This is a genomic window from Microcoleus sp. PH2017_08_TRC_O_A (assembly GCF_020738665.1).
Taxonomy (GTDB): domain Bacteria; phylum Cyanobacteriota; class Cyanobacteriia; order Cyanobacteriales; family Microcoleaceae; genus Microcoleus.
In genome coordinates, this window is the sequence record NZ_JAEQCE010000045.1 from 1 (window position 1) to 22,993 (window position 22,993).

Genomic DNA, 22,993 nt, shown 5'->3' on the forward strand with positions numbered 1-22,993 from the left:
GGGCTTACAAGTAAGCTGTCTCAACGGCTGTAATGACGCAAATACGTTAAACAAATAGAAAGTGTCTAGAAAGTACAGGCATAATGGCTGGAAGGGTAGAAAAGTCGTGCTTTCTCCTATTCCAAACAATCTGGGCGTACACCGAGGTGGCGCGGAGTGACTGTCTTGCATGAACTAAAAGCAGCAGGAATTCCCGTCGCAGTTGCTAGCGACAATTGTCGCGATCCGTTTTACGGATTTGGCGATCACGATGTTTTGGAAGTCTTGAATATGGCAGCCCGTATCGCCCATTTAGATCGGCCTTGGGAAAATTGGCCGCGCACAGTCACAACCACAGCAGCCGACTTAATGGGATTGCCGAATTTGGGACGAATCGGAGTTGGTTTACCCACAGATTTGATTTTGTTTAAGGCGCGGAATTTTAGCGAATTGTTATCTAGATCGCAGCGCGATCGCACAGTTTTGCGGCAGGGTAGAGCAATTGATACAACTTTGCCGGATTACCGGGAACTAGACGATTTGTTGCATGAAAACTCGGCGGTTGAAACCGCTTCTATACAAACAAAACCCGCCTCCGCGGGTTGAAGAAGACTCGGCGGTTAAAATTATTTTATCTTCTTCAGTCCGCAGAGGCGGACTTCGTTTTTGTAGACGCGGTTTCAACCGCCGTCTTATGCGGTTAAAATTATTTTATCTTCTTCAGTCGGCGTCCGGCTGACTACCCTTCGGGAAGGCTAACGCCTACGTTTTTGTAGGCGCGGTTTCAACCGTACGTCCTATCTTGTCAAGTGACAACAGATTTGATATAAATATAAAACCTGATGCAATCGAGGATGTTTTAAGTGAAAGCAGTTATTTTATTGTCGGGAGGGCTGGATTCCTCAACAGTTTTGTATCAAGCCAAAGCCGACGGCTGCGAATGTTATGCGATATCCTTTGACTACAAGCAAAGACACCGGCGAGAGTTAGAATCAGCACGGGCGATCGCACTTTCAGCACAGGTTAAGGTGCATCAGGTGGTAAACTTTGACTTGACGCAGTGGGGCGGTTCGGCTTTGACAGACAATCAGATAGAATTGCCGATCGATCGCAATCTGGCAGAAATGTCGCAAAACATCCCCGTTACCTACGTTCCAGCTAGAAATACCATTTTTCTCAGCTTTGCCCTCGCCTACGCCGAAACCCTAGGAGCTCAGCGAATTTACATCGGTGTCAACGCTTTAGATTATTCCGGCTATCCCGACTGCCGCCTCGATTACATCCAAGCCATGCAGGAAGTATTTCGGTTGGGAACCAAGCAGGGAAGGGAAGGAGAAGCTATTAAGATTTTCACACCTTTGATAGAACTTAAAAAAACCGAAATTATTCAATTGGGCAACAAGTTGGGAGTGCCTTGGACACAAACTTGGTCTTGTTATTCAGGCGGGGAAAAAGCCTGCGGCGTTTGCGATTCTTGTCGGCTGCGGCTGGCTGCTTTTGACGAATTAGGATTAAAAGATCCGGTGCCTTACGCTTAATATTGCAGGTTTGCAAGGGAGCATCTGAGTTTTGAAGAGGGCGAAGCATGACCGCATATAAGTTATTAGTTATAATCTCCTATTTTCTACGGTCATGCTTCGCCCCTACGGATATATTTGCCTTGCGCCAGATGCACCCTTTCAATCCGCACTAATTGATTGTTTAACTCACTGAAATTAACCAATTTGTAGGGTTGGCAATGCAGATAGATTGATTTTGAACACCGCGAGTCTCGTCAAGTTTAAGGGTTTTGATTTTGAAATCAAGCTCTCGATCAATTTTCTTTGCTTGAAATATGAAAAAATCTCAAGCAAAATAGCGATTTCCTGCTTTTTGTGCAATTTAAATTTATTCCGCCGAACAGTGCTGGGTAGGGTGCATGTCACTTGGGCAAATATGTTTGTAGGGGCGAAGCATGACCTCCGTCAATATCGGATGATAACTAATAACTTATATGCGGTCATGCTTCTTCAGGCTTCAAAAACCAGATGCACCCGCTGGGTACATACAGCCAGCACTGTCTAGCACGATCGTTAAATCAGGCAATTTTAGGCTAATTTTGAACAATAACAGTCTCTAGCTTCGGTATTTCGGCTAAGGAGTTCGGTTCCAGCGACAAGTGCCGTTTTTTGACCTTACCAGCGTGGTATATAGGCGTTGCACAAAGTCAGCCAACTATTTAATTTGAAAGTCTACCTACAAGTACGGTATTGACTCGGAAATGGCTGCGAAGTTTATTATATTTATCAGTATTTATACGATTGAATCCTGGAGTTTTAGGAGATTATAGTTAAGATCGAATGCTTCAACAAACAATAGCGATCGCTATTATCGCCATCATTTGCTACCAAATTCTAGATTAAATCTACTCCGGCATTCGCACAATTGTCTCTCGCAAAAAATGAATGTGTGACTGAAAAGCCATCAGCATCTAACCTTGACAGAATAAATACTAAATCAATGACTACTCATCCTTCTTTGCTCAGCTCCATATCATTCGATCCGCTATCACCATCGGTAGACTTATCTGTTTCCTTCGCGCAAAAGTATCTACAACAGATGAAAAGCGGTACCCCTGCGGTTGTGGGTGAGGATAAATTTATCGAACGACGGCGTATCAGTATGGCAAAACAAATGTTGACATCGCTGCGTTCTGTGAGTGCAAAATCCTGGACAAAAACTGACTACCTATTGGCAGAAACGTTAATTGAACACGGTATAGATACGGATCTGATCGATCCTTGGTATATTTCTGGTGGTATTCATCAAGTTTATAAGTTTGCGATCGAAGCATATAGCGAGCAATTGTCGCCCTATCGTATAGTTAACAAGGTGAGCCCAGTTCTCGGACAAGTCCGACAGCACGTTACAGCAATTGATCCCCGCGTGATTGGCTTTGTGGCGATGCAATATCACTACACGGGAACGCAGTTGATGGACTTGCTCCCTGAGGGAGAACAGGAAAATTTTGGTAACTACGTCAAGATGCTAGACGATCATTTATATATGCCACTGCAACGCGCATACCAAGCTGCTGCAAAGCATCCACCGAATGCGATTCCGGTGCAATCTGTTCGCCTGCTGATGTCGAAGATGAGCTATATTGCTGAACGGGTAGTCGATCGAGTGAATCAACTGTACCCACGCTATCGCTGTTATTCTGGGCCCCTTAACAGTGAACGTATCCGTACATCAAGTGTTCGTGATGTCGAGATGTTTCAGGTTTATATGTGGGTTTGTTTGCTCGAAGGCAATTTGCACGCGCTAGAAACCGAACTGTTTCCCCTGTGCGTGATGATTTACCCTCGACTGAATGTCAGTTGGGAGCTCGTCAGCCAGATGACTCACCTACTTCGTAAGGAGATTGGGGCTTGTCTGTCACCCGAACAAGCGCAGTATTGTGAACCTTTCTACGAGATTCTGCGCCGTATGTTTTCAGAGGAAGTTTTCCCGAATGCTTGATACCGCAAAAACTCTTACGAACAGCACAAAGCTTGATATTAAAGGACTTTAGCTTGTTCCTCCAACATTAGTTATTGTCCTGTTTATTTTGAATTTTGTGTGGCAGCGCATTCATTCAATGGGACTAAAAGCATATCAGCTATTTGCGATCGTCCTCCCCATCAAAATCCAAATATAATACCAATTCAAAAAAATGTTTCTACAATAATTCAATACGGTTTACTTAATATAGTCCGAAGAGAGGAACGAAGCAATCTCCGTATCTATTTTTCAGAGGGTTTTACCCCCAGGGCGGTCTTAAGTAAACGGTATTGTACAATAATTGAGGTTGAGTTTGTTTGCTGAAATCTTGTCGGTGGTGCGTCGCCATAGCTGATTGTTCATCTCTTTTAAGGTAAGCTTTCTGGCGACACACCCTACCAATATTGTTGCATTTATTTTTTTAATTGGTATTAACTAGAAAACTTCGCCGCACCTCTCAAACCGCCATTCGATCGCCCTTTTCCCCCAACTTCCCCGCCCGCCGCTGCAACTTCACCCAAAACTCGATCGCCCGCCGTCGCACTCAACAACTGAATTTGAATCTGATCCAACCGCGGCCCGCACACAGAAACTACTGTAAGTTCCGCATTTTCGCAGCGCCAAACTTCCCCAACCGCCGGCATTCTTTGCAACTGATAACTCAGAAAACCTCCGATTGTCTGATATTCGTCTGTCACCTGCAAGTCCAAATTCAATATTTGATTGACATCATCTACATTTAACTGCGCTTGCGCTAAAAAAGTGCGATCGTCCAATACTTGCAAAGCTATTTCTTTGCTGTCGGGCGACTCGTAAGTGCGGCCGATAATTTCAGCGATCAAATCCCTCAGCGTCACCAAGCCGGAAATGCCGCCAAATTCATCGACGACGATCGCAATTTCTTCCGACGAACCCTGCATCAAAGGCAGTAATTCCCCCAGCAGCATCATTTCCGGCACAAATCTCACCGCACTAATCCAAGTTACAATCGGCGTGTCGGGAGATAGCAAACCTTCAGCTAAGGGTTTCGCCAGTTGTTTGAAGCCAATAATCCCGATAATATCGTCTAAAGAATCTCCCGTGACGGGATAGCGGGAATGGTTGGAAATCGCCATTTCCGAAAGCAAAGTTTGAAACGTAGCCGTCTTGGGAAGTGCCACAATGCTGGGCCTGGGTACCATCACTTCTTCTACGCAAACTTCGCCAAATTCAAACACGTTATTCAGCAATTCTCGCTCTTCTGCTTCCAAGCCGCTTGATTCGCTGGAAGTCGCTATAATTAATTGCAGTTCTTGGGGCGTAACTGGCTGGTGCGTGCGCTCGTATTCGATTCCCGCAAGCTGCAATAGCGATCGCGTGGATTGATTGAGAAACGACACAAAGGGATTGAACAAGCGGGAAATCAATAAACTCGGAGGCCCTAAACTTCTGGCTAGCTGTTCGGAATAAACTAAGGCTACAGATTTGGGCAGGATTTCGCCGAGTACGATTTGCAGGTAAGCTAGCAGGAAAAAAGTTACTATTGAGATGCTGGCAGAATGGGCGATCGCCGATTTGATATAGATTGGTAGCGGCAAATAGCCGATCGACATTCGGATCAGAACGGCGATCGTATCTTCTCCAATCCAGCCGAGAGCTAAACTAGAAAGAGTGATTCCCAACTGCATTGTCGAGAGCAATCGCTCGATACTGTGTATCAAAGATTGAACAGTTATCGCCGGAACATCGCCGGCCTCGACTAATTGATTGATGCGCGATCGGCGTACCGTCACCATCGAAAACTCAGCCGTCACGAAAAAAGCATTGATCGCAATCAGCAGCAGCACTGACAGCAACCGCGACAGCACCTCTGCCCAACTCATCGCAGGTAAATCAGCTATCTCCTGAACTCTAGTCCCTAAAAGTGACACAATTCTCCCTAGAACAACTTTCTCGATCGAACCTGAGAATCAGATACATTTAACCCGGTAAATCCCGGACTAAGCCCAGAATAGCCGTGTATGGCAAAACAGAAAAAGCAGCAAGCTCTCCTGTCAGGGAGGTATCTCTCAAGGCTTTCAACAAAATATTGAAAGCGCCATTTTTATCCCTGTCCAGAGTGTGTCCCCATTCTGGACATTTAAAGATTTTAGCTCCACCCAATTTAGCGTGGATATGCCCACATTTTGAGCAAGTTTTCGATGTGTACTCTTCTGTTACGTCTACTACAACACCACCATGTTTGGTGGCTTGATGCTTCAACATTTGCTTAAAACGATAATGGCTCAACGTGACCATCGCTCTAGCAGTTTTAGTCGCCAACCTACGCCTACCTTTCTTAACCATTTGCTGTGTTTCAAAGGTTGGCAAGAAAATTAGTTTGTACTTGGCTGCAAAATATTTTGCAGCTTTTTTGTGCAATTCATTAACTAAGTTCTTGATTTTGATTCTAATTTTTGCTGCCGATTTCCGCAAGCAATACCTCAGTCGCTTGAATTGCCTCCCTTTACTTAGTCCAATGCGGGACATTAATTTGTCTAGATGTCTTGCTAGCCGATAGATGCGACCAATATCGTTTTTTCCTATTTCGATAAAGTCACTGCCGTCAAAACCAGTAACAAAAGTCCTAACACCTGGATCCAGTGCGACAGCTAAATCACTATCGATCGGCTTTATTTTTGGTTCGTCAATCACATAGCAGATAAACCACTGCCTGTCGATCAAACTGAGTGTTGGCTCGTGTTGCATTACCTCAACGATTGGTTCGGACGCTTTAAAGGTTAGCCCTTTAGTAGCAAGCGGGTAAAAAGCCCCGAACTTCCAGTTAGATGTTTGAAATCGGATAGTTTGAGATGTGTCTAAACGGCTTCTAAATTTTGCCGTTCCTTTTGCCTTTTTAGCAGCTTTGTGTGCTTCAAAAGCTTGAAACACTGCCATCTGTCGCGGGTTGTAAGGTTGTTCGCAAACCCAGTCGGGAGCCGAATCCATTATCTTTTTTCTTAAATCATACTTGCCTATTTTTTCGTCCTTAAGAATAGCAATTGCTTGGTTGTAACACCACCTACTTGCCGCAATCCAAGTCCTCCATTTTGCTGCTAGCTTGGCTTCCGGGTAAACTCGAATCTTCTTTGATAGCAGATTTGTATTTTCCCAGACCGTAGAGTCGGCTGCTAAAGACGTGGATGATAGCAAGGATGTCTTCAACCATTTCTCGTTCACAAGACAACTCGTTTCTGCTGAGAACCATGAGTTGGCAATTGTTTTGTTCGCAGATCCATTTGATGAGCTCACCACCGAACCTTGCGAGTCTGTCTTGATGTCCGACCACAACTGCTGAGATATCTCCCGACATGACTTGTCCCAAAAGGGCAAGCAGCGCTTTTCTTTTGAATTTGAGTCCGCTTCCGATGTCTTTGAAGACCTTGGCTTGCAGGTAGATACTTTGGAGGTAGCTGACTTGTCTGTAGAGGTCTTCTCGCTGTTTATAGCTGCTAACCCTGGCGTAGATGGCTGTAATTCGGTCGTGTCTGCCTCCGAGAACGCTGTCGATGTCGTAGCGTCGCTGGTTGGATGGGGTTCTGATTGCTGATATTTTGCCGACAAGTTCCCAGTTTCTAAGGGTTTTATCTGAGACTTGCAGGATTTTGCAAGCTTTTCGCGGTGTGACATATTTTGTCATCGCTAGGTGGTATTTTTGTTTTCAATCCATAGTGCCAGCTTTTACAATGATTTACTAGGAATTTCTAGGAAATTATTTACTTTATGTCAACAGTCTGGAGGTTTGGTCTCCTTTTGTCTCATACCATTGTCCGAAAATAATGCAAATGTAAGCCCGTGTTCCAAACACTTAATTCATCAGCCATTCCAAATCCCAAATCCAATAATTACTTTGCCACTGGAATGCCAGATATTTGCAACTGTAATTTTTGGCCTGGATAATCTGTCAGCGTCAGCGAAACTTCCTTAGCATTTTCCAGCAAAGCTGTAGGAATACTCACCGTACCGTAATACACCTGCCCGTTGGGTGGAAGTTCCGCCGGCAAATCCTCAGCAGTCGCCGAAAGAGCCCGCCCTTGATTGTCAGTGACGTTCAAGAAACTGTAGAGAAACCTCACAGCTTGGGAACCTTCGTTTTTCATGCTCACGTCTAGCAGCATCGAGTTGCTGCGCTGGCTGGCTGCGCTCACTTCCAGAGTTACTCCCCCGTCGCGACTGTTCAGGGGAAACTTGGCACTGGTATTTGCCGCAGCCGGTTTTTTGGCTGTGGCAGGTTTAGAGCTTGCCTTGTCTGCTTTAGTATTTGTCGCGGCTGTTTTTTTGTCAGGATCGCGACCTTCTACCCGCGCTTTGACGGTTTTAAGAATGTCTTTTTCTTTCAAAATGCTCACTTGGTCTTTGCTAGCCGCAGCTCCCTGCTTACCGCTGCCAGCATTGTTGCTGGGGCGAACATCAGGTTGAGTCGTTCCTTTCAACGCTTCGCGACCTATAGTAAATCCCCAAACAGAACTCGTCACACCTGCTCCAAACATTAGAGTTAGCAGAATAAGAGTCAGCACTACCGTCGAATTCACCTTTCTTCCTCCCTAGAGACTCCCGTCATAACTATACTCGGCTTGGCGGTGAGAGGAAAGGGAGGCCAGGGTCTATACTGCATTATTATGTATCTCCATAAAAGGAAACCGTTGCGCCTCAAAAGTGGTTATTCTCCCTGGCATACCTGCTGACATTACAGGATAGAGGCTGCTGATATTGTTCTTTCGCTTACCCGCCTCAGTGGGGGGTTTAATTTGGGGATTGCTCCCTCTCGGATTGCTCCGGTAATGTTAGCTTCGACAAAGTTAGTGGTCGGTACTTTCTCGCTTGGCACTGTCTCCCAAATGACTGTTTAACCTAAGAGTTTTAGAGCTACGGACTAGCTACGCATCCGTAGGTAAGAACGTGACATACCCGACACTCATTTTGTAAACAAATAGAGTGCGGGCTTCCTCTTTCAACGGGAGAGCCTTATTCGCAGCCCTCTCTAAGCTGGTCTTATCCTCCCTCCGTAGGTTTTACTCACCTTTATGTGGTACTCACTAGCAAGATAATTACTTATCTTTTCCGGCAGACTCCCTGTGTCCCAAGGAGTAGAATTGTTGATTTTTTCACCCATCCATCAGCTCTTTTACGGCTTAGCTGGATATTGGGGCTACCAGTCAGAAACTGATAGGTGGTGTCTAGCCTTTATACAACGGAAAGTTCGCCCACCACGGCTACTCTTATCATCCCCGCTTAGTTCGAGCCTATCATGGATTCGCTATCGCTCAATTTGTTTGGTGCTCGTTTTCATCCCGTCACTCATCCTGTAAACGGATAGAGTGCGGGACTTCCAACTCGTATTAGTTAAACGCCTTGCCACTAACGTAGGCATTACTGCCTGAGTCTGGTCAACTAGGGCTATCTTTCAAGCCCCCGTTATAGTCGGTACTCCGATTTAACGGTGGGTTGTTGACTGCCATTGCCTATAAGTTGATTCCAAGTCGTAGAAACTGCTAATTCCGGTCGATCGACTCCAGCACAGAGGTGATGCAGGCGATCGCGGGTTCGGCAGATCTAAAAGATTTTGATTTTTGTTCTCTAGTTCTAGCACGGACTGGGAAATTATGTTATACTACTTTTGAGTTGGATCGACATAAGTCGATCTAACGGCAGTTGGCCGAGCGGTTTAGGCAGCGAACTCATAATTCGCCCCAGGCAGGTTCAACTCCTGCACTGCCGATTTTAAGGTACGTAGTTGCGCTTGGGCGCTCTTGTCTATACTACTGATTGGAAAAACTGAGAATCTGTTTCGGCCGTTAAGGTACGTAGTTGCGCTTCAGCGCTCTTTCATGAAGCAAAGAGCGCTAAAGCGCAACTACGTACCTAAGTCAGTTGTGTCCCGGATGTTTCGAGGCTAACGAGCGACATCAACCCTTAATCAATTCCACTCCGTCGCGCCCGTCAAGTTCTTGAACATAAACCTTAACTTGTTCTTCCTTGGCTGTCGGCAACTTTTTACCCGTAAAATCCGGCTGAATCGGTACTTCTCGGTGGCCGCGATCGACTAATACCGCCAACCAAATTTTCTCCGGCCGCCCGTAATCGTTTACCGCATTCAAAGCCGCTCGAATTGTTCTACCTTTATATATAACGTCATCTACCAACACCACCGTTTTGCCGGTCAAATCGAAAGGAATTTCTGTTTTAGCAGGTGTCCGCATCGCAACTCGATCCAAGTCATCTCGGTAAAACGTAATATCCAAAGCACCCACGCATACTTTGACTTGTTCGAGGACTTCAATTTGATCTGCCAACATTTGAGCTAAAGGCACTCCTCTAGTATGAATCCCCAACAGCACTAACTCCGAAGGAGCTCCTGATTTTTCGACAATCTGGGAAGCGACGCGGGTGAGAGTGCGCCTCACTTCATCCGGGGATAAAATCTTAATAATTTTAGTCATTGCTGGCTGCGAGCTAATGGTTGGCTGTTGGCGAATCGAAGGATTTTAGATTTTAGATTTTAGATTTTAGATTTTAGATTGACTGGACAAATTAATCTCTGGGTTGGAACAATTATTAGATGTGAGACTTCGGCGTTAGTGTCAGCGTCGAACGATTTTAGATTTTAGATTGACTTGACAGTTGAATCTGGGAGAAGAACTACTAACGTCGAAACTTGTTTGGCTCTTCCAGAGGGAGCATCTCATTTTTGAAAAAAGCATCTTTTATTATAGTGCTGTCCCCGCTCGCGAGTATTATACCGCTCGCACTATAAATGCAAAACTAAGATACTCCCCTTCCAGACTCCTGTCGGAGGGCTGTATCTGTCTGCGGGTCAGGCCCATTGTTAGGGAACAAAACATAATAAAGTATAAACAAGCAATGATAGTCCCAACCAAATCAGAAAGCAATACCGAGTTAATTGCAATGCTTGGTCAATTTGCTGCGGTGCGATCGCACGAATCGACTCGCCTAACAGCGGTTTGTGTTTGATAACTCCCCGATAGGAATTTGTACCTCCCAGTTGTACTCCCAAGATGGCGGCGTAGGCGCACTCGCTCCAACCGGAATTGGGACTGGCATCTTTAACAGCATCTCTCTGACAAATCTGCCAAACGTAGATCGGTTTGCCAGATATCAGGGCTAAAGTAATCACTGTTAGCCGACAAGGAATCCATGTCAGCACGTCTTCTAGTTTGGCGCTAAACCATCCTAAATCTGTGTATGGTGCTTCTTTGTAGCCGACGGTAGAATCTAATGTGCTAGCTGCTTTGTAGGCGATCGCACAGGGAACTATCGCCAGATCCCACATCGAGTCAGGAGCGATCGGTCGATCGATAACAGTTAATAATAGATGCGGCAGAGCGAACCCAACTAATCCATAAAATAGCGGGGCACTCACGCCATCTACTGCATTCTCTGTTACAGTTTCTAACAATGCTCGCAGAATTTCTGGCTCAGATAAGTTTTCGGTATCCCGACCGACGTAAAGGCTCAACCTTTCTCGCGCCTTGACTAAATCTCCAACCTTTAAAGGCGCTAGCACGTCTTCAGCAGCCGCCCTCAAACTGCGACCGGCAAAACAGCTAGCCAGCAAAATGGTTTGTAGGGCAATGCCTAAAACAGGATGCACCCAACTAGCAGCAAGGACGATCGACCAACTGACAGTATAACTGCCTATAATCAGCCCGATCGCTAGTATTGTACCAGCACATCGTAGCAGCAGTTGGTGCCGCTCGCCTGGGGGACGATCGCCAGAGAGAGGCATTTTGTCTGCGGGATTGTTCCATATATTAAAGACAAATCGAGTATAGCGGTCGATCGCCCAACCCATCGCCTGCACGGGATGCGGCCAACCCCAAGGATCGCCGATCGAATAATCCAATACCGCAGCTAAAATCAAAACAGTAAATTCATCCGGCATTATTATATATGGTGTTCAACATGATAGTCCCTTCGATCGCTAGTGAGCGATCGGGTAGCAGCAGTTAAAACAGCAGCTACATCGAGCGGAGTGTGATTTTTTAGAGCCGATTTTAACTGCTGAGATGACTTTCGTCGTGCAGTTCGTGTACGTTCTGTTCCCAATTAACACCGTCAAAGGGTAGAATCTGAAATTGGGAAACGGCATAGTCGTCAAGACAGCGGACGTTGACATCGAATTGATCGGGATGCGATCGGGGACGATAGAACGAGTGAATCCCACAAATCCGGCAGAAAGTATGTTTAGCAGTGCCTGTATTAAATGTATAGGTTGTCAAAACATCTTCCCCGCAGAGCAAGGTAAAACGTTCGGGCGGCACAATCAGGTGCAAAAATCCTTTCTTTTTACAGATAGAGCAGTTGCAGTCAGATGACGAGTGTTTGTCAACCGTGACTGTGAAGCGGACAGCACCGCAACGTGTGCCACCAGAGTAGGTAACAAGTGTTGCGTCCATGTGAGTTGGCGATCGAATGAATGAACTTACCATCTAAATGATAAAGCTAGTTTCTTCTCCGAGAGCAGCTTGCCAACTGCGGACATCATAGTATAAGTCTTCGAGGGAAATACTGTACAGCGCTTCAGCAAGTTTTTTGTGCAATCGGTTCCACAAACTGAATGTTACCCAGTCCTCTGGTTGGGTAGCGTCAGGAGAATGTCGAGGTAAAGGTTCAATAGTTTCCCCTACAGCCTCTAAGATTTGTCCTAAAGAGATTTGAGCTGGCTCCCGAGCCAATTGATATCCTCCCTGGGAACCCCGAACAGATTGGACTAAACCGGCTCGTCGCATTTCAATCAGCAATTTTTCTAGATATGGAGCGGGTAACTCCTGTCGGTTCGCAATCGATTTCACCGATGTCGGCCCGAACCGAGGTTGCAAACTTAGATCCAGTAGAGCTTTGACACTGTAGTGTCCGCGTGTGGTTAACTTCATGGGATTTTAAGAGCGGGGCAAATATTCAGCTAGCTGATAGCTGATAGCTTATGCTACCTAGTTTAGAGATTGCTCGCACGCTCCTGGCAGCTACTCCTCAAGAAAGACTCCACCTTGTTAAAAATATTTAGACAATAGTGGTTAACAATTGAGCCGATCGGTGTAATATAGTTTTATCAAACAATTGGGTTTAAAGCCCCATCCTAAAAAGACGGCTTTCATGATAGAGTAGACTTTGTTGATTCGCGAGATATAAAAATCCGGTCTCAACTCTCTTATTTCAAAAAATCTCAAACAGGTTGGGGCATCAACCTGTGGGCGAGGTGATGTTAGACAGGTGAAGAACCTGCAATCGCTGTTTGAACCCAGAATCCCAGCGCCTTTAGGTGGGGGAGTATGTCAAGACCGGCTATAAAGCTAAACTTTCTTGGTCAAACCAAAAACCAACCGAGAAAAAATCCGTACACCACTTGAATATTTCAGGACTCAGTAAATGGCTAAAAAGAAAAATATCGAACCCCTTGAAGGCGAAGATCTGATCACAAAGGTCAAAGACCTAGAGAACCTTACCAAGGAAGAAAAAGCTAGAGCCTGTGGCTACTACACCGTTACCAAGAACGGAGTAGAACGGGTCAACATGATGAAATTCCTGAATGCGCTGATTGATGCAGAAGGCATTCAGCTAGATGGGAAGCAAAACGGCAACGGACGCGGCGGACGCTCGGCTAGCTATCGGATTAGCGTTCAATCTAACGGCAACTTACTGATTGGAGCTGCCTACACCAAGCAAATGGAACTCCAGCCGGGAGATGAATTTGAAATTTCTCTGGGACGCAAGCACATTCACCTGCGCCAAATCGATCGCGAAGAAGTATCCTAGGTCTTTACAATTTGCTTTGAATTCTTGCTTGAACAGGTTGGTTTGACTTCAAGCATTGACTGCTGGCAAAGAGCGGGCTCTGAAATTTTGCTCTGAAATTTTTCAGTGCGCCTAAAACAGTATGGATTCTATAGATGGCAATGGCTCGACAAAAGCCAGTGCTACTACTTTATATTTTCTGAGAATACCTATTCTCGCCCCTCGCTATATCCGTTTGGACAAGCGGGGGATTTTCCGCGTAGCTGTTGATAGTTGACAGTTGATAGTTGACGGTTGACAGTTGCTCGAACAACGGGGTGCAGCGGCTTGTGCAAGGCGAATATATCCGTAGGGGCGAAGCATGACAAGAGTCAATATGAGATGATAACTAATAACTTAGGAACGAAAATTTAATAACTTACACTCTTAAAAGTGGGATGGGCGTCCCGCCCGTCCCTTATAGACGGGCGGGACGCCCATCCCACAATCATTAAAATTGTAAGTTATTTAATTCTCATTCCTTATAGGGAGCATCTCAGTTTTGCAAGAAGCATTTTTTATCGTAGTGCGAGCGTCCCCGCTCGCGTGCTTGTACAAACAAGCACGCGAGCGGGGACGCTCGCACTGTAAATGCCAAATTGAGATGCTCCCTCCTTATATGCGGTCATGCTTCGCCCTATTCCAAAACCAGATGCACCCGAACAACGAAGAGGGAAGAAGGAAAAGGAACAGGTTCGAGGGATTTCAGGATGAAGTTTGACGGACAAGCAGATGTATTTCCCGATTGGAGAGTGACTTTTCCAATCTTGTCTGATGCAACTCTCGTGCTGGCGATCGCCAGCACGAGCTCGTTCATTCCCAAATCTCAAATCTCAAATCTCAAATCTCAAATCGACTGACACCGAAGCAACCAGCTTCGATCGCCCTACGTGAAATTATGGGTCGAAACAGTTACAGTGTTAGGGAGCAATTAGTCAGCAGCCTATGCCTTTGTCCCGATTCGCCTTTCAAACTGTCCGACAACCCACAAAAATACCTCTGCGCTGCGTTCTAGTCGGCTCTTTTGTGGTGCAAATCGTCGCAGCAGTCGGGATGGTCGGATATTTTTCCTTTCGCAACGGACAAAGAGCAGTCGAAGAGCTCGCCCAGAAATTGATCGGGGAGACGGGGAAAAGAGTTGAAGAAAAGCTGAGTGGTGTTCTCGAAAATACTCACTGGGTAAATCAACTCAACGCTGAAGCGATCGATCGCAAGGAATTAAACTTACAGTTAGAAAGCCGCCAGCCTCGGGCAGAAAAGTTCCTTTGGCAGCAAATGCAATCGTTTAAAAGCATTCAGTGGATGTCCCTCGGTTCTGAAAAATCAGGAGAATGTCTCGCCATTTGGCGCAACCCTAAGGACAAGAGCTTGCAAATTGTCGTCGCTAACAAATCTACCAACTCTCAGAACATTTACTACGCTACAGACAACAGAGGAACTCGCACGGTTCAATTAAAAGTAGAAGCAGGAACCTACGATGCTCGCCAGCGCCCTTGGTACAAAGAAGCTGTCGCAGCTAACAAACCAATTTGGACGAGCATTTACCCCGGTTTTACTCCGGGGACTGTGTTTATTGCTGCGAGTCAACCGATTCGCGATCGCAATGGTAAATTGCTGGGAGTTAGTGCGGTAGACTTTTCGATCTTGGAAATTCAGCAATATCTCCATCGCCTCAGGTTTAGCAAAACGGGGGAAATTTTCGCGATCGAACGATCGGGCTTGCTGGTTGCCAGTTCGAGTCAAGAATCACCCTTTAGAAAGTTGTCGGGAAAGCACCAGCCGGAGCGGCTGAATGTTTTAGACAGCCAAACTCCTGTTATTCGTACCGCAGCTAAGCATTTGTACGAATACTTCGGGGGCTTTGGCGAGATTAAGCAGCAGCATCAACTGAAATTTAACCGAGACGGGCAGGATTATTTTGTGGCAGTGGTGCCTTTTTCTGATAGTTACGGTTTGAACTGGCTGATTGCGATCGCAGTTCCCGAATCCGATTTCATGGGGCAAGTTAACAGAAATACCCGCAATACGATTGTACTTTGTGTGGCCGCGCTACTGCTATCGACCATTGCCGGAGTTCTGACAGCTAGGTGGGTAACGCTGCCGCTGCTGCGTCTCAACGCAGCAGCTAAAGATATTGCCCAAGGAGAATTCGATCGCACTGTTGGTGTGAGCAGGCTGGATGAAGTCGGTAAATTAGCCCAGTCTTTTAATGAAATGGCCGCTCAATTGAAAAAATCTTTTGAAGCTTTGGCGTCTAGTGAAGAAAAATTTGCCAAGTTGTTAGAAAGCTTGCCCGTTGGAGTCACAGCCCTGACTCCCACAGGTAGCACTATTTTTATGAATTCGGTGGGAGAAGAGCTCACTGGCAAAAGGGCAATGCCAAGTACAACCGCAGCAGGGCTCTCAGAAACTTATCAGCTTTATGTAGCAGGCACCGATCGGCTGTACCCGATCGATAAGTCCCCGTTTGCACGGGCTGTGAGGGGTGCAACAATGATTGTTGAAGATATGGAAATTCGCCTCGGTGGGAAAATTATTCCTTTGCAAGTGCGATCGATGCCGGTGTTTGACGCTCTTGGCAATGTCCTGTATGTGATTATTGTTTTTCAAGATATCACCGATCGCAAACAAGCAGAAAAAATATTGGCTGACTACAACCGGACTCTGGAAATTGAAGTAGCTTCGCGCACAACCGAGTTAGCCGAAATCAATGCCCGCTTGGAAATCGAAATTGAGGAGCGCAAGCAAGCTACAAAAATTATCCGCAAAGAGCGCGACTTTAACTTCAAGATTATCGAAAATTCTCCGATATTTTTTGTGGCGATCGACTGTGAGGGTAAAATCCTGCGGGTGAATGACTGTATGCTGCAAGCTGTGGGCTATACTGCCGCAGAAGTTATCGGCAAAGATTATTTAGCTATATTTGTACCCGAGGGCGATCGAGCCGGATTGCACTCGATTTTTAAGGCCGTCAAAGCCAGCCCGCAAACGGTTAATGAGCACCGGATTGTCACCAAGTCGGATCGGGGTTTGTTAGTCGAGTGGCACGGTACGCCCGTTTTGGATGAAAATGGCAATTTTGACTTTCTTTTTGGATTTGGGATTGATATTGGCGATCGCAAACAAGCACAATTAGCCTTGCAAAAAAGCGAAGCTCTGTTTCACAAATTAGCGATCACGGTTCCCGGAGAACTTTACATATTCGTGCAACATCCCGACGGCTCAGTCAAGATGGAATATATCAGTCCTATGTGCCGAGAAATTCAAGAATTAGAGCCGGAGGAAGTCAAAAACAACTCTGCTTTACTCTACGAACAAATGCACCCGGACGATCGCCCCAGCCACTTCGAGGCAATTGTCAACAGCGCCACAAATCTTGAACCATTTTCCCACGAGTGGCGGATTGTGACAGCATCGGGAAAACTCAAATGGCTGCAAGGCTATTCTCGCCCAGAATTGCGCGAAAATGGAGATATCGTCTGGCACGGCATAATACTTGATATTAGCGATCGCAAACAAGCAGAACAAGAACTCAAACAAGCCAAAGAAGCCGCAGAAGCTGCCAACAAAGCTAAAAGCATCTTTCTTGCCAACATGAGCCACGAATTGCGAACACCCCTCAACGCCATTCTCGGCTTTGCTCAATTAATAGAACCCAGTGCTAATTTAACTTTGCAGGAACAAGAGAATATTAAAATTATTCGTCGCAGCGGAGAACACTTGCTTCAACTCATTAATCAAATATTAGACTTATCTAGAATTGAAGCTCGACGCATGACACTCAACCCAAAAAACTTTGACTTGTACCGTTTGCTGGGCGACGTGCAAAATATGTTTCAACTTCCCGCACAAAATAAAGAATTGCAATTAATTGTCAACCGCTCGCCCGATGTTCCTCAGTACGTACAAGCTGATGATGTTAAGTTGCGACAAGTGCTGATTAATTTGTTAGATAATGCCGTTAAATTCACCCAAAAAGGCTCAATTTCAGTAACAGTAAAACCCACAATAGAAGTAGCTATATCTCCAGAACCAGATAATAATATCAATCTATCAGAAGCTCAAAAAAATAATGCTTTTATTTACTTTGAAATTGCCGATACAGGGTTAGGAATTATCCCCGAGGAATTAGACAGTATATTTGAATTATTCGTGCAAAGTTCATCTGGTCAAAAAGTTCAAAAAGGTACAGGTTTAGGATTAAGTATCAGCCGCGAGTTCATCAAATTAATGGGCGGTGACATTACCGCCCAGAGCGAAGTTGGACGCGGCACAGTCTTCAAATTTGATATTCAAGTTGTGACGGGAGTCGGCCCTGTTGAAGTCATCAATAAATATGTTACATTAAATAATTTATCGGAGAGTTCAACTATTGTTACCGAAAAAATATCTGATAGTGCTGCAATCTTTACGTTGGACTCTAAGCCGCAAGTTTCCCCAGAATGGACGCGCAATCTCAAACAGGCAGTCCATCAGGCTGACTTCGATTTTATTGCCAAAACAATTGAGGAAATTCGCAGCGATAATCCTATTTTTGCCGAAGTTATGATGAATTATTTAGATAATTTTGATTATCAAAAGATACTGGATTTGATTGCAAAATTTGAGCTGTAGGGTACACCTAATGACTAATGACTAATACCAGTTCTCCCCGAAAAAATCAACATTTGCTCTCCTCTACTTTACCATGTATGAGCGTGTACCTTCATAGTGAATTGGTATAAGGTGCGTCGCTATCAGATTGCCGATTAAGTTTAGGGATTTTTCATGGCGACGCACCCTACGAATACATCGCTAATAATGTTCGCGATCGGGGACAGCGCTAATGACTAATCTCGATTTTTGGGTGTTTGTTTGTGTTGAGAAAAAACTCGACAGTTATTGAGGTCGATAAACAAATGTTCCTCTTGATTGTTGTCTGACATATTCACTAGATTGTATTGAACATTGTCTCCATAAATAGTTAGAGCAATCTGGCAAACTTCTAAAAATTTAATTAGCCACTGACATTCAGCAGCGGAGTTATCTTGATAGTATTCAATTAATCGAGCAAAACAAAGTTCTAAGTAGGTTTGGGAATACGGTGAGATTAAAATTATCTTTAGCATCAAAATCGCTAGCGTTAAAGGATTTAGTTGAGTCACGAAAATTAGAAATAAGGCGGTTGGTTCCCCAGAATTTTCCACTGTCAAACATTTGATTAGATAATTGCAAGTTCTGAGCAACAGGCTACTGTTCAAACTTTCTTCGTCATTCTGGGGATGAAAATTATCTAAAATATTGATGAGTTGTTGGTGATAAATATCAGAACTATTTTTTTTTTCATTGTAATAACATAAATACTTAATCAGAGATTCCTTGAACTGCTTGTAGGTAATATTTTGACTGTGACTGATAAAAAGATTGGCTAAGCTGCGATAGTTCAACGAGCCTCGGTTGACCAAAATTATTTTGATTAAACGCAGGGCTTCCTCTCCTAAAAGTGTGGGATTATGATAATTTTTAAATTTGAATGTGGCTGACTGAGAGCGAGATGTATACATTGCTAGGTCAAACTTATACTTGTCTTTTAACTTCTGGGACAAGAGTTTGGCAGTTTGGCGTGCTTCGAGGGTGTTTTTAGTATCGAGATATTGAGTGGCTAGCAAATAAGGCTGATAGCGAGAAGTCCAGTGCTTTTCTACGGGCCGGTAGTCGCCGTACTTCAATACAAATAATTTGATGTTTTCATAGTCTTGGCTGCTGACAAAGTTTGTCAGCCACACTTTCAGTCTTTTGAGAATATTGTCTGCGTGAGGCTCGCTGAGGGTTCTCTCGCTAATAATTGTAATTAATTTCCGAGCAAGTTCGTATTGTTTGTTGGATATCCAGTTATTTAATAAGATGTAAGAGCAGCGTTTAAATAAGTTGTTAAATTCTTGTTGACTGTTAAATTCAATTATTATGTATAGGGATTGAATTAATTTAGGGTTAACTGGAGCAATTAGTTCTATAAAGATTTTTTTGAATTCCTGGAGACTAACTTCTGGTTCCGAGTTGTTGATGTGATATATGAAAAATTTGTAAACGATCTCTTGAGCTGCAAAAACTGTCAGCTCTGATTTTTGTAATTGAGCTGTTGGTTGAGACGATCGCGCCTCGGGCAATATATTGTTTGTTAGAGTAGGTAGAACTTTTGACTCTTGGGTTTCGGATTGAGAGGTAACGTTCTGAGATGGCATACCGTCCTCGCTCAGATGATCAATACACTATTATAGTTATTTATTGCTGCTTTGCAGCTAATAATTTAGTATTTTACTTGACTTTTGGGTAGCTACAGTTAAGCCCCCCGATCGCCCTTTTGGTAAGGCAAATCGAGGGGGTTAACTGTTATTTGTCAAGTATCTGAGGGTGTCAAGCAGGGTTTGCTTGAGCTCGTCTTTGCAGGAGGCGGGCAATCTCAGCTTTTTCTACAAGCCCGACTAGGACGCCGTTTTCGCCTGTGACGGGGAGTTCTTGGACTTTGAGTTGTTCGAGGAGGGTGACGACTTCGAGGAGGGACAATTCGGGTTTGACGGTGGTGGAAAATTCGATCGGCTTCACGAGCTCTTTAACTTGAACTTGGGGCCAGCTTCCGGTGGGGATGGTTTTCATGTCGTCAAGGTCGATCGCACCTACCAATTGTCCGGCATCATCGGTAACTAGGAACCGGCGCCAGGTGTGAGTGCTACCGATGACGTAGTTGTTGGCAAATTCTCTGAGGGATAAGTTTTCTGGGACGATCGGGCTTTCGGCAGTCAAAGCATCTGCGGCTGTGAGTCCTGCGAGTTCATTTTGGACTGTGGCATACTGTGCAGACTGACCGGCATTTTGCAGCAAGAACCAACCGATTACTAGATTCCAAATATTGCCGAAGATGCCTGTAGCAATGGCAATCCAGCCAATGATTTGACCGACGCGGCTGGCAAAAATTACGCCTTTGTAAGGGTTGCCGGTAATCTTCCAGACGATCGCTTTGAGGATGTTGCCGCCATCGAGGGGCAAGCCGGGAATTAAGTTAAATAAGGCTAAAGCTAGGTTGATGGAAGCTAAAAGTTGAACGATGGCTGCGGCTGGGCCTGTGAGGGCTGCACCGACGCCGATAACTGTTAACAAACCAGCCAAAAATAAGCTGACTAACGGGCCTGCAATGGCGACCCAAAATGCTTCGGCTGGGGTTTTCGATTCTCTTTCTAAATTAGCCAGTCCGCCAAACAGAAATAGCGAAATCGATTTCACGCCAATTCCCTGTTTGATAGCTACCCAACTGTGTCCTAATTCGTGGGCTAAGACGGAAGCAAATAACAGCAGGGCTGCGAGTAATCCTAGCAGCCACGGCGCTACGGGGCCTAATGTGGGAAACAGGGCTGCTAGTGCGCCGCCGTATTGCCAAGTTACTAAACCCAGGACTAAAAACCAAGAAGCGTTGACAAAAAAGGGAATTCCAAACAGGTTGCCGACGCGAAATGTACCGTTCATAATGGCTACCTCTGATATTATGGGTGAGAGTTTTTTGCTCTCTGTTTCCTTATCGTAACGAAATGTAACTGAGATGTTAATGGTTGAATTAGGGTGTTATCCGTCTGGGGAGGTTCGGTTTGCGGAATAATCACCGTCGAGTAAGGTTCGTAGGGTGCATCTCCATGCAAGCGAATATATCCGTAGGGGCGAAGCATGACGGCAGAAAATATGGGATTATAACTAATAATTTATATGCGGTCATGCTTCTTCAGGCTTCAAAAACCAGATGCACCCGGTTTGATCGTTCGGACTTCAGTCCTCTGAATTAAGGACTAAAGTCCTTACTACGAACCGAAATTCAGTTAATTATCGATCGCATCTTCACCCAGCGGCCGGCTGTAACGCTTCAATTCATCAATCAATCGAGTATCGTTAGAAGCTGTTCTCGCACCTGCTTCGGCCGCCCACTGCTTCAAATCTTCAATTTGCGATCGCGCGATCGCAGCTAATGGTACTGTATCCTCGATCGACCTCAAAACATCCTCCGTCATCAAATCCCGGCGCTGCCCGTTCACAAAAGTGCCAAAAGCCCGGTACAATCCATCAATCACCACTTGCTCAATTTCCGCACCGCTAAAATTCTCAGAAGACTTTGCCAAAATTGCCAAATCAAAGTCGCGGAATCTAGTGGGGCGCAAACGCTGTAAATGCACCTTAAAAATATCTTGCCTTTCTGATTCCGAGGGTAAATTCAAAAAGAAAATCTCATCAAACCTGCCCTTTCTCAGCAACTCAGCGGGCAAAATCCGCACGTTATTTGCAGTTGCGACGATAAACACTGGGCTAGTTTTTTCCTGCATCCAAGTGATCAAACTGCCGAATACCCGGCGCGAAGTTCCCGAATCGCCGTCGCCGCCGCTGATGATGTTGCCGAAGGCTTTATCTATTTCATCGATCCATAAGACGCAAGGTGCGATCGCCTCTGCCAATTGTATCATTTGCCGAACCCGGCTTTCGCTTTCCCCGACAATGCCGCCGAACAATCTGCCAGTATCCAAGCGTAGCAGCGGCAAACGCCATTCACAAGCAATAGTTTTCGCCGATAAAGATTTGCCCGTTCCTTGAATTCCTACCAACAAAACGCCCTTAGGATTGGGTATACCGTAGCGGCGCGCTTCATCAGTAAAAGCATCTTGCCGCATCTTTACCCACTGTTTCAAATTCTCCAATCCGCCGACATTTTTTAAGGATTCTCGGGAGTTGCAAAACTCCAAAATTCCGGTTTGGCGAATTGCTTGCTGTTTCTCTTCCAAAACTCCGTCAATATCTGACTCGTTAATTTGCTGTTTGGCGGCCAAAGCTTTAGCTAAAACCCGCCCGATGCGAGCGCGGCTCAAACCTTGACAAGCTTTAACTAATTGTTCCTTTACTAAGCCGCTAACTTGCAACTGTTCCGGCTTTTCCACAACGTGGGAAATTAAATGATTGATTTCTTGGATGTTGGGCAAAGGGAAATCAATTACTGTTACTTCTTCTTTCAATTCCTCCGGCAATTCTAGCGCGTGAGAAGTGAGGACGATCGTTTTTTTGCTGCGCTTCAATTCCCTGGTTAAATTACGTAATTCCCGGATTACAGGAGCACTTGTACTGCTGTAGGGATATTTCAAGATTGGGTGCAAATCTCGGAGTACAAATAGAGTATATTCTTCGACAGCGGTCTTGCCGATGCGATCGAGCGCTGCCATTACTGAACCTTTTCCAGAACCGTTATCTTCCCAGCCGCGCACGATATCCCAGAACAATACTCGGCGCGCGGGTGTTACTTGCAGCGCTACTTGGGCAATTACAGCTTCGACTGGTTCTTCTTCGGCGCCGACAATGTACAGCAGGGAGTACCGGGCGCGAATCATCAAATCCAGTCGCTTGATTAGGGCATCGAAAGGGTTATTTTTACTGCCATTTCGGGCATCTAATTCTTTAGAATTGGGGTATTTTTCTGTCATTTTATTTGATATCTTAGATGTAAATTTAACTTGATTAAATATTTTGTTTGGAGTAAGGACTTTAGTCCTTATTAATCATTTCACCAGACTCAAGGTTTGTAGTAATGACTTTAGTCCATATCAAGGATTTAAACGGACTAAAGTCCGTACTACGAACGAACTTTGAAATTATAACAGAATAGGGATAATTTGGCTACTTA

General features: G+C 45.1%; 16 protein-coding genes, 1 tRNA gene and 1 pseudogene. 6 read left to right on the forward strand and 12 right to left on the reverse strand.

Features of this window, described 5'->3' with window-relative positions; translation table 11 throughout:
- Nucleotides 1-129 precede the first annotated feature (129 nt).
- From JGK22_RS17255 to JGK22_RS17265, 3 genes and pseudogenes are all read left to right on the forward strand, one after another.
- A pseudogene (locus JGK22_RS17255) lies at nt 130-585 on the forward strand (amidohydrolase family protein); the annotation flags it as partial.
- 257 nt (nt 586-842) lie between these two features.
- Nucleotides 843-1,517, forward strand: coding sequence for a 7-cyano-7-deazaguanine synthase QueC (gene queC, locus JGK22_RS17260; RefSeq protein WP_293206355.1), 675 nt, complete (start codon nt 843-845; stop codon nt 1,515-1,517).
- A 961-nt stretch (nt 1,518-2,478) separates the two neighbouring features.
- Complete coding sequence (locus tag JGK22_RS17265; protein ID WP_293206353.1) at nt 2,479-3,480, forward strand: hypothetical protein; 1,002 nt, start codon at nt 2,479-2,481, stop codon at nt 3,478-3,480.
- 452 nt (nt 3,481-3,932) lie between these two features.
- Here the strand turns inward: JGK22_RS17265 and JGK22_RS17270 are convergent, their stop codons facing one another.
- From JGK22_RS17270 to JGK22_RS17285, 4 genes are all read right to left on the reverse strand, one after another.
- On the reverse strand, nt 3,933-5,363 hold the full coding sequence (locus JGK22_RS17270; RefSeq protein WP_293182467.1) for a hemolysin family protein: 1,431 nt from the start codon (nt 5,361-5,363) through the stop codon (nt 3,933-3,935).
- Between the two features lie 97 nt (nt 5,364-5,460).
- Entirely contained in the window at nt 5,461-6,618 is a 1,158-nt protein-coding gene (locus tag JGK22_RS17275) for a transposase (RefSeq protein WP_293219249.1), read from the reverse strand.
- Nucleotides 6,542-7,159: an IS607 family transposase gene (locus JGK22_RS17280; RefSeq protein ID WP_293182433.1), complete on the reverse strand. Its 618-nt coding sequence runs from the start codon at nt 7,157-7,159 to the stop codon at nt 6,542-6,544. The genes JGK22_RS17275 and JGK22_RS17280 overlap by 77 nt, the downstream gene beginning before the upstream one ends.
- A 205-nt stretch (nt 7,160-7,364) precedes the next feature.
- Nucleotides 7,365-8,009, reverse strand: a complete 645-nt coding sequence (locus tag JGK22_RS17285) for a hypothetical protein (RefSeq protein ID WP_293190294.1) — start codon at nt 8,007-8,009, stop codon at nt 7,365-7,367.
- A gap of 1,156 nt (nt 8,010-9,165) precedes the next feature.
- Here JGK22_RS17285 and JGK22_RS17290 point away from each other — a divergent pair.
- Nucleotides 9,166-9,238 (forward strand) — tRNA-Ile (locus JGK22_RS17290).
- A 187-nt stretch (nt 9,239-9,425) separates the two neighbouring features.
- On the opposite strand, the gene pyrR is transcribed toward JGK22_RS17290, so the two are convergent.
- The 4 genes from pyrR to JGK22_RS17310 form a co-directional block, all read right to left on the reverse strand.
- Nucleotides 9,426-9,959 (reverse strand): bifunctional pyr operon transcriptional regulator/uracil phosphoribosyltransferase PyrR, encoded by a 534-nt coding sequence (pyrR, locus tag JGK22_RS17295; RefSeq protein WP_293313275.1) that lies wholly within the window; start codon nt 9,957-9,959, stop codon nt 9,426-9,428.
- Between the two features lie 386 nt (nt 9,960-10,345).
- The gene (cbiB, locus tag JGK22_RS17300; protein ID WP_293182437.1) at nt 10,346-11,422 is read right to left on the reverse strand and encodes an adenosylcobinamide-phosphate synthase CbiB; all 1,077 of its coding nucleotides are present in this window, start codon (nt 11,420-11,422) and stop codon (nt 10,346-10,348) included.
- Nucleotides 11,423-11,534: 112 nt separating this feature from the next.
- A complete protein-coding gene (locus JGK22_RS17305; protein ID WP_293182473.1) occupies nt 11,535-11,936 on the reverse strand; it encodes a GFA family protein in 402 nt (133 codons plus the stop codon).
- A gap of 33 nt (nt 11,937-11,969) precedes the next feature.
- On the reverse strand, nt 11,970-12,413 hold the full coding sequence (locus JGK22_RS17310; protein WP_293182439.1) for an Rrf2 family transcriptional regulator: 444 nt from the start codon (nt 12,411-12,413) through the stop codon (nt 11,970-11,972).
- A 493-nt stretch (nt 12,414-12,906) separates the two neighbouring features.
- Here JGK22_RS17310 and JGK22_RS17315 point away from each other — a divergent pair, with 493 nt between their 5' ends.
- Nucleotides 12,907-13,293, forward strand: coding sequence for an AbrB family transcriptional regulator (locus JGK22_RS17315; RefSeq protein ID WP_293313277.1), 387 nt, complete (start codon nt 12,907-12,909; stop codon nt 13,291-13,293).
- Between the two features lie 655 nt (nt 13,294-13,948).
- Here the strand turns inward: JGK22_RS17315 and JGK22_RS17320 are convergent.
- Nucleotides 13,949-14,128, reverse strand: a complete 180-nt coding sequence (locus tag JGK22_RS17320; RefSeq protein WP_293190290.1) for a hypothetical protein — start codon at nt 14,126-14,128, stop codon at nt 13,949-13,951.
- A gap of 128 nt (nt 14,129-14,256) precedes the next feature.
- On the opposite strand from JGK22_RS17320, the gene JGK22_RS17325 reads away from it, so the two are divergent.
- A complete protein-coding gene (locus tag JGK22_RS17325) occupies nt 14,257-17,925 on the forward strand; it encodes a PAS domain S-box protein (protein WP_293313279.1) in 3,669 nt (1,222 codons plus the stop codon).
- A gap of 215 nt (nt 17,926-18,140) precedes the next feature.
- Here JGK22_RS17325 and JGK22_RS17330 read toward each other — a convergent pair whose 3' ends face one another.
- From JGK22_RS17330 to JGK22_RS17340, 3 genes are all read right to left on the reverse strand, one after another.
- The gene (locus JGK22_RS17330; protein ID WP_293229463.1) at nt 18,141-19,532 is read right to left on the reverse strand and encodes a hypothetical protein; all 1,392 of its coding nucleotides are present in this window, start codon (nt 19,530-19,532) and stop codon (nt 18,141-18,143) included.
- A 172-nt stretch (nt 19,533-19,704) separates the two neighbouring features.
- Nucleotides 19,705-20,808 carry a site-2 protease family protein gene (locus JGK22_RS17335; protein ID WP_293182447.1) on the reverse strand — a complete coding sequence of 368 codons (1,104 nt, stop codon included), beginning with the start codon at nt 20,806-20,808 and terminating at the stop codon, nt 19,705-19,707.
- A gap of 344 nt (nt 20,809-21,152) precedes the next feature.
- Nucleotides 21,153-22,793 (reverse strand): AAA family ATPase, encoded by a 1,641-nt coding sequence (locus JGK22_RS17340; RefSeq protein WP_293269945.1) that lies wholly within the window; start codon nt 22,791-22,793, stop codon nt 21,153-21,155.
- Nucleotides 22,794-22,993: the final 200 nt, after the last annotated feature.

Excerpts from the sequence above, each read along its gene's own strand:
- JGK22_RS17280 (WP_293182433.1), bottom strand. The coding sequence starts at position 7,159 with ATGACAAAATATGTCACACCGCGAAAAGCTTGCAAAATCCTGCAAGTC.
- pyrR (WP_293313275.1), bottom strand. The coding sequence starts at position 9,959 with ATGACTAAAATTATTAAGATTTTATCCCCGGATGAAGTGAGGCGCACT.
- JGK22_RS17335 (WP_293182447.1), bottom strand. The coding sequence starts at position 20,808 with ATGAACGGTACATTTCGCGTCGGCAACCTGTTTGGAATTCCCTTTTTT.
- JGK22_RS17320 (WP_293190290.1), bottom strand. The coding sequence starts at position 14,128 with ATGAACGAGCTCGTGCTGGCGATCGCCAGCACGAGAGTTGCATCAGAC.
- JGK22_RS17265 (WP_293206353.1), top strand. The coding sequence starts at position 2,479 with ATGACTACTCATCCTTCTTTGCTCAGCTCCATATCATTCGATCCGCTA.
- JGK22_RS17330 (WP_293229463.1), bottom strand. The coding sequence starts at position 19,532 with ATGCCATCTCAGAACGTTACCTCTCAATCCGAAACCCAAGAGTCAAAA.
- cbiB (WP_293182437.1), bottom strand. The coding sequence starts at position 11,422 with ATGCCGGATGAATTTACTGTTTTGATTTTAGCTGCGGTATTGGATTAT.
- JGK22_RS17325 (WP_293313279.1), top strand. The coding sequence starts at position 14,257 with ATGCCTTTGTCCCGATTCGCCTTTCAAACTGTCCGACAACCCACAAAA.
- JGK22_RS17305 (WP_293182473.1), bottom strand. The coding sequence starts at position 11,936 with ATGGACGCAACACTTGTTACCTACTCTGGTGGCACACGTTGCGGTGCT.
- JGK22_RS17285 (WP_293190294.1), bottom strand. The coding sequence starts at position 8,009 with ATGTTTGGAGCAGGTGTGACGAGTTCTGTTTGGGGATTTACTATAGGT.
- JGK22_RS17315 (WP_293313277.1), top strand. The coding sequence starts at position 12,907 with ATGGCTAAAAAGAAAAATATCGAACCCCTTGAAGGCGAAGATCTGATC.
- JGK22_RS17340 (WP_293269945.1), bottom strand. The coding sequence starts at position 22,793 with ATGACAGAAAAATACCCCAATTCTAAAGAATTAGATGCCCGAAATGGC.
- JGK22_RS17270 (WP_293182467.1), bottom strand. The coding sequence starts at position 5,363 with ATGAGTTGGGCAGAGGTGCTGTCGCGGTTGCTGTCAGTGCTGCTGCTG.
- JGK22_RS17310 (WP_293182439.1), bottom strand. The coding sequence starts at position 12,413 with ATGAAGTTAACCACACGCGGACACTACAGTGTCAAAGCTCTACTGGAT.